Here is a 12,499-nt window from a genome sequence, read left to right as displayed (position 1 = left end):
TCGACTGCGCTCGAGGTGACATTTAATTTATAATTTAGTAGATAATAGTAAGCTTCCTCTTTCGTTTAAGATAATTTCATCTTCCCAAACAAACGTTTCATTAGTTACTATGTTTTTTAATGTTTTGCCTTGTAAACCAACTTCTTCAAAACGTTTTAAATCTAAAGTAATTGGTTCGTTATTTTTATTAATGATATGTACAACGGTTTCACCTTCAATCACTCTAAATAAGAAATACGTTCCCATAAATGGAGCAAAATGAATGGTTTTTCCATTGTGTATAGCATCACTAGATTTTCTGTAATTCAATACTTTTTTAAGGAATAACTGCATGTCTTTTTGCGCATCTGCTAAACCTTCTCCTGAAAATGCATTTATAGCATCTCCTTGCCAACCTCCTGGAAAATCGGTACGAATTAAACCATGATCGCCAGGTTTTTCAAAATCGTTCATTAAGATTTCTGTTCCGTAATACAATTGCGGAATTCTAGGTAGAGTAAGTAAATAACTTAATGCCATTTTGGTATTTGGCACATCACCTTTTAGCTGTGTAAAAATGCGACTCATATCATGATTGTCTGGAAATGCCATAATATCTTTTGGTGATGCATACGCAAAATCGTTTGCTAAACCTTCATATATTTTCACCAAACCAGTGTCCCATTTTTCGGCTTCGTTTAAAGCATCTACCGTATTTTTTTGCATAGCAAAATCCATAGTCGATCTTAAATTAGAATCGTAACCATCTTTATTGTCATGACCTTCTTGCCAATAGGCAATTAATAACGGATTGGTACTCCATTCTTCACCAACAATACTAAAGTTAGGATACTCATTCATGATTGTTCCTGCCCAATTAGACATAAATGTTTTATCAGGATATGGATAGGTATCTTGACGAATTCCGCTAAGATTTAAGGTTTCTACCCACCAAATACTATTCTGAATAATATAGTTTGCCATAAACGGATTACGCTGATTTAAATCTGGCATTGTTGGTACAAACCAACCTTCAGCCATTTCTTTTTTATCACGTTTGGCTGCATACAAATCTTGATTACTTGTACGTCTATGATTAGAGTTATTTAATGGTTTATTATTCTCAAAACTGTCTTGTTGGTTCACCCAATCTTTAAATGGTAAATCTGGCATCCACCAATGTTCACTTCCGCAATGATTAGCCACTTGGTCCATGATTAAACCTATACCTTTTTCTTTAGCTTTTGCTGCTAATTCTTGGTATTCTTCTAAACTTCCGTAACGTGGATCTACTTGGTAAAAATCGGTCATTGCATAACCATGATACGAAGACCTTTCCATGTCATTGGTTAATAAAGGACACGACCAAATTTGGGTAAAACCCATTTCTTGAATATAATCTAAATGCTGAATAATGCCTCGTAAATCACCTCCATGACGTGCATAATCGTCTTTTCTATTAATGGTTTTCTCCTTTAAATCTTCCTTTATATCATTAGAAGTATCTCCATTTGCAAAACGATCTGGAGTGATTAGATAAATAGCATCTGTGCTATCAAAACCTTGGTAATCGGCAGCTTCTTTTAAGCGTGCTTTTACTTCGTAAGTTTGAACTAGTTCCTTTTCTTCATTAAATTTAAAATGAATATTGAATGGTCCTGCTTTTGTACTTTCTAAAATATTTAGATCTAAAAACAGATAATTAGGACTATCTGCTTTATGCACTTTTTCTATGGAAACTCCTGCATAATTTATACTAGGTGTTGCTTCCGAAATGTTTGGATGCTTCACCAATAATTGTACTTGTGTATTATTAAAACCAGTCCACCAATGTGGAGGTTCGATACGCTCGATATCGTTTTTAACTTCGGTTACAACTTCAGAAGTTGTTGTTTTTTTGGTTCCTTTTTGGCAAGAAAAACTAACACTAATTAAAATTACTAATGCTAGTGGAATTAATTTTTTCATCTTAATTAGTGTGTTTAGTTTTAAATTTTCACCAAGTTATTTGGTGATACTGTTACCGAATTATCATATACTTGAATGTTTAGGTCTGTATTTCCTTCTAACTCAAAAGTCGTTTCCGATTGTGATACATTCACTTTTAAAATTTGATCTCTAAAGTTTACTTTAAACGAATACGCTTCCCATTCTTTAGGAATACGAGGTTCAAAATTCAGTATATCGTTTTTAACACGCATACCACCAAAACCTTCCACAATACTCATCCAGGTTCCAGCCATACTTGTAATATGCAAACCTTCTTCAACCTCTTTATTATAATCGTCTAAATCTAAACGAGACGTACGTAAATAGAAGGTATACGCTTGCTCCATTTGGTCTAATTTAGCAGCTTGAATACTGTGTACACAAGGTGAAAGTGAACTTTCATGTACTGTAAATGGTTCGTAAAAATCGAAATGACGTTTTAATTCTTCGGTTGAAAATTGATCTTCAAAGAAGTAAAAACCTTGTAACGTATCTGCTTGTTTGATGTATGGCGAACGTAAGATTCTGTCCCAACTCCATTTTTGGTTTATTGGTCTATCTGCTTTAGGTAAATCTGAAACCGTAATTAATTCTTTATCTAAAAAGCCATCTTGTTGTAAGTACACTTGGTGTTTTTCAGAATAAGGAAAAAACATATTATCTGCTACTTTTTTCCAAGTATGTAACTCTTCGTGAGTAATCTTTGTTTTTCCAGCAATACGCAAATAATCTTCGTGATGACCTTCTTTTACTTTTTCAATTTGCTCTAAAGCATAATCAATACACCATTTAGCTAAATAGTTGGTATAAAAGTTATTATTGATGTTGTTTTCATATTCATTAGGACCTGTAACACCTAAAATAACATACTTATTTTTGTCTGTAGAAAAGGTTGCGCGTTGTTGCCAGAATCTAGCAATTCCGATAAGCACTTCTAATCCCATTTCTGGAATATAGCTGTAATCTCCTGTATAACGATAGTAGTTAAAAATAGCAAAAGCGATAGCTCCATTTCTGTGAATTTCTTCAAATGTAATTTCCCATTCATTATGGCATTCTTCACCATTCATGGTTACCATTGGGTATAATGCTGCTCCGTTTTTAAAGCCTAATTTCTCTGCATTTTCAATCGCTTTTTCTAAGTGATTGTAACGATATTGCAGTAAGTTTCGTGCTACTTGTTGGTCTTTAGTAGCCATATAAAAAGGAATACAATACGCTTCGGTATCCCAATAGGTACTTCCACCATACTTTTCTCCTGTAAACCCTTTTGGACCAATGTTTAAGGTAGAATCTTTTCCTAAATAGGTTTGATTTAATTGGAAAATATTAAAACGAATACCTTGTTGTGCTTTTACGTCTCCATCGATTGTGATGTCTGACATTTCCCAAATTTTTGACCAAGCCTCTTTTTGATTATTTAAAAGTGCATTGAATCCTAAATTTGAAGCAGTATCTAATACTTTTTTAGCTGCTGAAACTAACTGATTCTTATCGTGATTTCTATCTACTGTATAACCACCAAACTTTTGGATGCTTGCAGTTTCGCCCGCATTTACAGAAACTGTATACGTAAACGAAACAGTGTTTGCTTGTTTATCTACATTTGGTGTTTGTTCTTGTTTTGTATTATTTACAAAAACCGAAGACTGCATAAATGTACAAGTATGAAAAGCCGTTTTCATGGTTTTGGCTTCAATAAATGCTTGCTCGTTTTCTGTACTTACGTTTAAAGTATCCCAAAATTGGTCGTCCCAATTGGTATCTTCATTTGTAATACCTGAATCTAAATACGGTTGAAACTTAATAGTCGCTTCTCCATTTAAAGGTTTTACTTGGTAATTTATAGCTCCAACTTCATCTAAATCTAAGCTTAAAAAACGAAGTACTTTCACTTCAATTTCTAAATTATTTTGAAGCGTTGCAGTAAACGATCTAGACAACCAACCTTCTTGCATGTTAAGTTCTCTTCTAAAATTAGATACAGAAACACAGGTGTTTAAATCTAGTTGTTCGTCATTAATCTCTACATTAATACCTATCCAATTTGGTGCATTTAATACTTTAGCAAAATACTCTGGATAGCCGTTTTTCCACCAACCAACTCTGGTTTTGTCAGGATAATAAACGCCTGCAATATAGCTTCCTTGAAAGGTTGGACCTGTGTATTGTTCTTCAAAATTAGCACGCTGACCCATTGCACCATTTCCGATGCTGAATAAACTTTCTGAAGACTTAACGCGATCTGCATCAAAACCTTCTTCAATTATGGACCAATTGTCTGGTTGTATATAATCTTGATTCATTTTCTTATATTTTTTTTGATAACAAACACTTCGACTACGCTCAGTGTGACAATCAATATTTTTATCTATTTATTAATTCTTCTATAAAGCTGTTTTCTATTTCAGTAAAATCTGAAAAGATATAATCAGCTTCATGTAGTACCTCTTTTTCGCCTATACCAATAGAAATCATATTTGCTGTATTTGCAGCTTGAACACCAGCTACAGAATCTTCAAAAACAATACAATCTTCTGGTTTCATGTTTAAATGCTTTGCTGCAATTAAAAACACTTCTGGATCTGGTTTCGCTTTACTTACATCGTTACCATCAACAATAGCATCAAACTTTGAAAGTAAATTGACTTTTTCTAAAATTGGTCGTGCATTTTTGCTTGCAGACCCTAAAGAAATTGGCTGTTGTTTTTCGATTAAATAATTTAATATTTTTGGTACGTCGGGTAAGATTTCTTCATCAGTCATTTTTTCAATGAAGCTTAGATACTCTTCATTTTTTTTACCCATTAATGATGTAAATAATTCTTCTGAAATGGTTTTATTTCCCCATTCTAATATTTTTTCTAATGATTTTACTCGGCTAACACCTTTAAGTTGTTCGTTTTGCTCGTGTGTAAAATCTATATCAATACTTTTTGCAAGGTTTTGCCATGCTAAAAAGTGATATTTTGCAGTGTCTACAATGACACCATCTAAATCGAATATGAATCCTTTTTTATTCATTTTTTAAATTTCTTCTGCTTGATATGAGATTGCGTTTTTATTTGTGATTAATAAGTTGCAAAGACCTGCAATTATTAAACTAATTCCTGCAACTGTCATAGCATTTATAGTTTCTTCTCCTAATAAACTTGATATAAAATTAATACCTCCAAGTGCTGCGATAATTTGTGGGATTACAATAAACATGTTGAATATTCCCATAATTACACCCATTTTTTTTGGATCTACAGAACTAGATAACATGGCATAAGGCATTGATAAAATACTTCCCCAAGCAAAACCAATAAGTATAAAGCAATACTTTAGGTGTTCTGGTGAAGCATAATTCATTAACAAAAATCCTACACCACCTAACATTAGTGATACCATATGTACTAGCTTACGGTTAATGCGCCTTTTGGCTGTATATAGTACTAATAATAAAGCAAAAGCCATAGAGGATAACCCATACACACCCATTGCTGAACCTACTAAATTTGATGATTTTTGAAACGCTGTATTTTGTGTATCAAATGCAGCTTTTTGCACAGTATCTGCCATATCAAAAGCACTTTCTATTGGAGCTGGTGTATTAAACACGTGCTCTGTAAGTGCTGGATTGGCTAAACTCCACATGGTGAAAAAGGCAAACCAAGAAAAGAATTGGATGACTCCTAATTTTTTCATGGTTAAAGGCATGTTACCAATATTATTTAAAATATCAGGAATGAAGTTGTTTTTCTTAGCTTTCTCGCGCTCAAACTCTTCCATGTCTTCTGGAGGATATTCTGTTGTAGTAAATACAGTATAAAGAATACTTAGTAAAAACACGAATGCACCAATTGCAAAAGCTATTTTAACTGAGTCCGTAATTACACCAGAGTCTGCAGAATCGCTAACTCCAAATTGCGACACCATCCAAGGTAAATTACTAGCAACCCAAGTACCAATACCTATAATTAAGGTTTGTACAACAAATCCATAAGACCTTTGAGAGTCAGGTAATTTATCTGCCACTAAAGCCCTAAAGGGTTCCATAGACACATTTATTGAAGCATCCAGAATCCATAAAAATCCTGCTGCTACCCAAAGTGCTGGAGAATAAGGCACAAAAAATAATGCTAACGAACTTAAGATAGCTCCAATTAAGAAAAACGGTCTACGTCTTCCCCATTTAACACTCCAAGTACGATCACTCATGTAACCAATTATTGGCTGAACCAATAAACCAGTTAAAGGTGCTGCAATCCATAATAATGGGATTTCATCTTTACTTGCTCCTAATGTTTGAAATATTCGAGACATAAAGCCTCCTTGTAATGCAAAACCAAATTGAATTCCTAAGAAACCGAAACTCATGTTCCAGATTTCCCAAAAGCCAAGGGTACGCTTTTTCATAAATAGTAAGTTTAAATTATTACTATTTTGACAAGCTTTTACTTATCAAAACTATATTACCTGAGAAGTAAAAATATATGTTTTGATTGGCGTAAAGATATAAAAGATTTTAAATGAGCAATGTTAAATTTTTATTTTGTGGATGCGCGTTCAATTAATTCGGTTTCAATAACTACGGTTTCGTAGATGTCTTCTTCGTCTTCTCTTTCTAAATTATTTATCAATAATTCGGCTGCTTTTTCGCCTATTTTCTTACCATGTTGACTGACTGTAGTTAAAGTAGGAACAGCATGTTTAGACAATACACCATCTGTAAAACCAACAATTTGCAAATCGTCTGGAATGGTTAAGCCTAACTTTCTAGCAACCTTCATGGTTGTAATAGCATACAGCTCGTTTACAGCAAAAACACCATCAATTTTTTTATTATTTTTAAATAAGTTTTCAATTTCAATTTCTAAAGAATCCAAATGATCTTCGGACAACAATTGATCATGAACCTTTAATATTAGACTTGCTTTTGGATCTATTTTATGATCTTCTAAAGCTTCTAAATAGCCTTGAGTCCTTAATTTACCTACACTTACATAATCTTTAGTTGTTACAATCGCTATGCTTTTACAACCACATGCAATTAATTTATTAACTGCTAATTTTGCTCCTTCAGTGTCATCAACTATTACCTTATCACATTTAATTTCGTTTACAACACGATCAAACATTACAATTGGCATACCTTGACTGATAGTTTCAGTAAAATGATGATAATCTTGCTGTTGTAAGGTTTCTTTAGCAATAGACAATATAAAACCATCTATACTACCATTAGCAAGCATTTCCATGTTAATGACCTCTTTAGCAAAGGACTCGTTTGACAACCCTACAATAACATTATAACCTCTTTGATTTGCTACAGCCTCAATACCACTAATAACTTTTGAGAAAAAATGATGCACGATTTCTGGAATAATAATTCCAATAGTTTTTGTCTTCCTATTTTTTAAGCTAAGTGCAATGTTGTTTGGTCTGTAATTATAAAACTTAGCAAATGCCTGTACTTTTTGGCGTGTATCCTCACTAATCTCTATGCTATTTCTAAGTGCTTTGGACACTGTCGATATTGATACATCTAATTCTCTTGCTATTTGCTTTAAGGTTATTTTTTTTTTCATAAGTGTATTAAAAATAGAATGCTTGATTAAGATTTATCAAATATAAGGGGTTAAACTTATTGGATTAAGTCAAATATCCATTAAAAAATGACGATAATTCATTATTTAGTAGTCATTTATCTTAAATACTCAAAAAGTTGTCAACACGAAAACGTTTTCGTTGCTTGATATATAAGAGGTGACAAAATATTAACATAAAATTTACATAGATTTATCATCGAGAAGTAAAAATATACATTTAAAATTTAAACTAACTTAATATTATTGTATGAAAACAATTTTTAAAAGGCTTCTATTAGCTTTACTGTTTTTGCCAACAATTATACTTGCACAAAGTACAGTTACTGGGACAGTTACAGAACAAGCTACAGCCTTACCAATACCTACGGTTAATGTTATAATTAAGGATACATCCAGAGGAACAGCTACGGATTTTGATGGTAATTATACATTAGAGGTTAATAATGGAGATGTATTAGTCTTTTCTTATATAGGCTATTTAACTCAAGAAATTACTTACAATGGACAATCTAATATTAATGTAGGTCTAGTAGAGGACGCTTCGCAATTAGACGAAGTCGTTATTATAGGATATGGTAGTGTTAAAAAAGAAGACCTAACAGGATCTGTAGATGTTGTTACGTCTGAAGATTTTAATAAAGGAGCCATAACGTCTACGGATCAACTGTTACGTGGTAAAGCAGCAGGTGTGAGAATTACAGATAGTGGTGGATCACCAGACTCTGCTCCAACTATTAGAATACGTGGTGGTGCCTCTTTATTTGCGGATAACAGTCCATTAATTGTAATTGATGGTGTTGCTCTTGGAGGTCAAAATCCAGCTGGAGTTTCAAACCCTTTATCATTAATTAACCCAAATGATGTAGAAAGCTTTTCTATATTAAAAGATGCCTCTGCAACTGCTATTTACGGTTCTAGAGCATCAAACGGAGTTATCATTATTACAACTAAAAAAGGAACTTCTGGCGAAGCAAAATATACATTTTCCACTAATGTATCAGTTGATAGTGCAGGTGAAGGTTTAGATATGATGAATAGCGAAGAATATGTTCGTTTTATTAAACAATATCATCCAACATACCAATCAGAATTAGGAGTACCAGTTGGAGAAGTTTCAACTACTGAACCTTCTAGCATTATCCAGGTTAACATTTATGATACCGATGGAAACATTACAGGTACAGAAAACAGAGCTATTTATGATACTAATTGGAGAGATGCTATTTTAAGAACTGCTATTTCAACAAATACAAACTTTAGCGTTAGAGCAAATCTTGGAGGTGTATTACCTTTTAGAGCATCTGTAGGTTATAGTGATTTAGAAGGTGTTGTAAGAACAGACGATTACAAACGTTATAGTGCTGCCTTTAAATTATCTCCAAAATTATTAAATGATAATTTAAAAATTGATGCCAATGCTAAATTAACTTTTGTAGATAAAAATGCTACAGATGCAGGTGGAGCACTAGGAGGAGCAATTGTTTTTGACCCAACAAAACCTGTGTATGATAATAATTCGATTTTTGGTGGTTATTATACCAACACCGCTTTAGATGGTACAAGATTATTAATTGATGGACAATCAAATCCATTAGCGCTTTTAGAGCAAAGAGAACGACCTGAAAGAGCTTACAGATTTTTAGGAAATGTAGAATTTGATTATACCATGCCTTTTTTACCAGAATTAAAAGCGGTTGTAAATGTTGGATTAGACGCATCACGTTCTAAAATAAAAGAAAGCTTTGAAAATAATGCAATTTCTGCTTTTGGTATAGATACAACTAACGGTAACGCTGTTGTCTTTAATCCAGGAACAAGCTACAGAGAAAGACAACACATAACTAATGCAACCTTCGATTCGTATTTACAATACGCTAAAGAAATCGAGGAAAGCTTTATAACAAGATATGATGTGCAATTAGGTTATTCTTACCAAAATTTTAAAACTGATGGTAATAGTGATCGTTTTCGTAACAACGTGGACACTGGTTTTAGAGAAGTAGATTTTAATCCAGAAAATCCTAATAACAGATATTATAATGATCAAAATTTACAATCGTTTTTTGGACGTTCAAACATTAATATTCTAGACAAGTATTTAGTAACTGTATCTTTAAGAGCAGATGGTTCGTCATTTTTTGTAACCGATGATGTTTGGGCAGAAGAAGCTTGGGGGTTTTTTCCAGCAGCAGCTTTAGCTTGGAAAATAAAGCAAGAAAACTTTTTAAAGGATGTTAAGTTTGTAAACGACCTAAAATTAAGATTAGGTTATGGTAAGACTGGACAACAAAACATTGCAGGTGCAGTTGGGACATACTATCCTACTAGTCCACTTTTTGCTGTTGGGTCTCAAAACAGTCAATACCTTCCAGGTGCTAATTTATATTCGGCATTACCATTTCAAACAGGTTTAACTTGGGAAAAAACGTCTACTTACAATCTAGGCTTAGACTTCAACTTCTTTAAAAACAGCATAATTAGTGGTTCTTTTGATATCTTTAAAAGAGAAACAACAGACTTATTAACAGATGCTTTAATTCCGCCAGGACAAGGATTAACAGATTCTTTTATTAAAAATGTAGGGTCGACAGAGAGTGAAGGTTTTGAACTTAACTTAAACTTAAACCCTATTCAAAATGAAGATTTCAACCTATCATTTAACGGAAACATTAGCTACGCTACAACAGAAGTTACAGATTTAGGTGGAATAAACACTTTAAGAATTGGAGGAGGTCTTTTAGGGACAGGTTCTAATTTGTTTTTTAATAAATTAGGAGAAGAGCCTGGTTTAGCAGGAGTTTTCAAACAAGTTTATGATGCTTCTGGAAATCCAATTCCTGGTGCTTTTGTAGATTTAAATGGTGACAATCAAATAACTGAAGATGACAAATACTTTGAGGCTTTAGCACCTAATTGGACGTTTGGTTTTGGTTTAAATGTTAATTACAAAAACTGGGATTTATCAGCTAGTTTTAGAGGACAGTTAGACGGAAAACTTTATGACTTTAATGAATTAAGATACGGTCATACAGGTAGTGCAGAGCCAAACAACAACACAAGTATTACAAATGTTTTAAACTTTTATGATGGTGCAGCCAATCCTGTATTTGATGAAGTTATTGGTAATACACAGTTTTCAGATTACTTCCTACAAGATGCATCATTTTTAAGATGTCAAAACATTGTTGTAGGTTATAACTTTGATAGTAATTTTATTAAAAACACAAGTATGAGAATATATGGATCGGTTAACAATCCATTTATTATCACTAATTACGAAGGTCAAGATCCAGAAAATAATGGTGGTATTGATGGTGCTTTCTATCCAAGACCTACAACAATTAGTATGGGTGTGAATATTGATTTTTAAAAAACTATGAACATGAAAAAAATAATATTAACAGTTTTAGGGCTAGCGTTATTTACAACACTATCGTCTTGTGTTGATGACCTTGACACAGCGCCTAAAGTAGAATTAACTTTGGAACAATTATTAGAAAATGATCCAAATGCTGTAGAAGGTATTTTATCTAGATTATATGCATCATTTGCATTGTCAGGTCCAAGTGGTCCTGGTAGTTCAGATATAAGTGATGATCCAGGAGAATCACCTTTCTTAAGAGGAATTGTAAATTTACAAGACTTTACTGCAGACGGAATGAAAAATCGTTGGGGAGATGATGGTTTAGACCAACTAACAACAACCTCAGAATGGACAAGTAATAATAAGTTTTTTAGATATTTATACAACAGAGCTTATTACACAATCCCACAATGTAACAACTTACTTAACGTATTAAGTAGTGCTAGTACTGATGCTGGCGAGACAGTAGTCTCTGAGGTAAGATTTTTAAGAGCGCTAGCTTACTTTTATGTAATCGATGTTTTTGGAAAAGGTGTTTTAGCTACTGACGAAAACTTTGGCCAATCAGAGCTTTTACCTGAATCTACAAGAGAAGAACTATTTAATTACGTAGAGTCTGAACTTTTAGAAATCGAACCTTTAATAGGAACGTTTAACGGTTACGGAAGAGCAAACACATATGTTGTAGACATGTTATTAGCAAAACTTTATATTAATGCTGAAGTTTATACAGGTACACCACGATATGATCAAGCCTATACCTATGTAAATAAAGTTATTACTGAAGGTGGTTATACCTTAACAGATAACTTTGTTGAAAATTTCTCAGGAGATAATGATATGTCTTCAGAAATTATCTACCCTTTAATTGCAGACCCAATTGTAAGTCAAAGTTTTGGAAACACAACTTATATTGTAAACGGAAACTTAAGTCCAGACACAATAACTATTTCAGAATTTGGAGCAACAGAAGGTTGGCAAGGACACAGAGCCACTAAAGCTTGGTATGGATTATTTGGAGATTTAGATACATCTACAGATGATAGAGCTGATTTATTTTGGACTGAAGGTCACAACTATGAAATGAATGATTATACTGTATGGACTGATGGTTACCCTTCAATAAAATTTAGAAACACAACATTTAATTCCGAATATACTCCTACTAGTTTTTCTGGTACAGATTTTCCTTTATACCGTTTAGCAGACGCTTACCTTATGTATGCAGAGTGTGCGCTTCGTGGTGCAGCTGGAGCAAGTATGACAGACGCACTAAATTATGTTAATTTAGTAAGAACACGTTCAAATGCAACAGCTATTTCAATGGGAGATTTAAACTTAGATTTTATCATTGACGAAAGAGGTAGAGAATTAAACCTAGAAGGACACAGAAGAACAGACCTTATTCGCTTTGGAAAATTCACAGGTGGAAGCTACCTATGGCCTTGGAAAGGTGGAACTGTAAATGGATCTTCAATTCCTGACACATACAAAGTATTTCCAATACCGCAAACAGCTTTAGAAGCAAATCCTAATTTACAACAAAATACAGGTTACTAACTAAATAAAATAA

Annotated in this window: 7 protein-coding genes; 2 read left to right on the top strand and 5 right to left on the bottom strand. The window is 33.1% G+C overall.

Annotation, left to right across the window (positions count from 1 at the left end; all coding sequences use genetic code 11):
* Nucleotides 1–27 precede the first annotated feature (27 nt).
* From B2989_RS07665 to B2989_RS07645, 5 genes are all read right to left on the bottom strand, one after another.
* On the bottom strand, nucleotides 28–1,947 hold the full coding sequence (locus B2989_RS07665) for a glycoside hydrolase family 13 protein (RefSeq protein WP_292946831.1): 1,920 nt from the start codon (nucleotides 1,945–1,947) through the stop codon (nucleotides 28–30).
* Nucleotides 1,948–1,967: 20 nt separating this feature from the next.
* Nucleotides 1,968–4,274 (bottom strand): glycoside hydrolase family 65 protein, encoded by a 2,307-nt coding sequence (locus B2989_RS07660; protein WP_292946828.1) that lies wholly within the window; start codon nucleotides 4,272–4,274, stop codon nucleotides 1,968–1,970.
* 61 nt (nucleotides 4,275–4,335) lie between these two features.
* Nucleotides 4,336–4,992, bottom strand: a complete 657-nt coding sequence (gene pgmB, locus B2989_RS07655; protein WP_292946825.1) for a beta-phosphoglucomutase — start codon at nucleotides 4,990–4,992, stop codon at nucleotides 4,336–4,338.
* Between the two features lie 3 nt (nucleotides 4,993–4,995).
* The gene (locus B2989_RS07650) at nucleotides 4,996–6,369 is read right to left on the bottom strand and encodes an MFS transporter (RefSeq protein ID WP_292946822.1); all 1,374 of its coding nucleotides are present in this window, start codon (nucleotides 6,367–6,369) and stop codon (nucleotides 4,996–4,998) included.
* Nucleotides 6,370–6,500: 131 nt separating this feature from the next.
* The gene (locus B2989_RS07645; RefSeq protein ID WP_292946819.1) at nucleotides 6,501–7,541 is read right to left on the bottom strand and encodes a LacI family DNA-binding transcriptional regulator; all 1,041 of its coding nucleotides are present in this window, start codon (nucleotides 7,539–7,541) and stop codon (nucleotides 6,501–6,503) included.
* A 268-nt stretch (nucleotides 7,542–7,809) separates the two neighbouring features.
* Here B2989_RS07645 and B2989_RS07640 point away from each other — a divergent pair, with 268 nt between their 5' ends.
* Nucleotides 7,810–10,932, top strand: coding sequence for a SusC/RagA family TonB-linked outer membrane protein (locus B2989_RS07640; RefSeq protein ID WP_292946816.1), 3,123 nt, complete (start codon nucleotides 7,810–7,812; stop codon nucleotides 10,930–10,932).
* Between the two features lie 12 nt (nucleotides 10,933–10,944).
* On the top strand, nucleotides 10,945–12,486 hold the full coding sequence (locus tag B2989_RS07635; RefSeq protein WP_145006024.1) for a RagB/SusD family nutrient uptake outer membrane protein: 1,542 nt from the start codon (nucleotides 10,945–10,947) through the stop codon (nucleotides 12,484–12,486).
* The last annotated feature ends 13 nt before the right edge of the window (nucleotides 12,487–12,499 follow it).

The sequence above is a fragment of the Olleya sp. UBA1516 genome (assembly GCF_002323495.1).
Lineage (GTDB): Bacteria > Bacteroidota > Bacteroidia > Flavobacteriales > Flavobacteriaceae > Olleya.
The sequence above is the reverse complement of the archived record's forward strand: the minus strand, read 5'-3'. Positions and strand labels throughout refer to the sequence as shown.

Bases quoted from the DNA above. Each gene is read 5' to 3' on its own strand.
- B2989_RS07665 (WP_292946831.1), bottom strand. From the start codon at position 1,947: ATGAAAAAATTAATTCCACTAGCATTAGTAATTTTAATTAGTGTTAGT.
- B2989_RS07660 (WP_292946828.1), bottom strand. From the start codon at position 4,274: ATGAATCAAGATTATATACAACCAGACAATTGGTCCATAATTGAAGAA.
- pgmB (WP_292946825.1), bottom strand. From the start codon at position 4,992: ATGAATAAAAAAGGATTCATATTCGATTTAGATGGTGTCATTGTAGAC.
- B2989_RS07650 (WP_292946822.1), bottom strand. From the start codon at position 6,369: ATGAAAAAGCGTACCCTTGGCTTTTGGGAAATCTGGAACATGAGTTTC.
- B2989_RS07645 (WP_292946819.1), bottom strand. From the start codon at position 7,541: ATGAAAAAAAAAATAACCTTAAAGCAAATAGCAAGAGAATTAGATGTA.
- B2989_RS07640 (WP_292946816.1), top strand. From the start codon at position 7,810: ATGAAAACAATTTTTAAAAGGCTTCTATTAGCTTTACTGTTTTTGCCA.
- B2989_RS07635 (WP_145006024.1), top strand. From the start codon at position 10,945: ATGAAAAAAATAATATTAACAGTTTTAGGGCTAGCGTTATTTACAACA.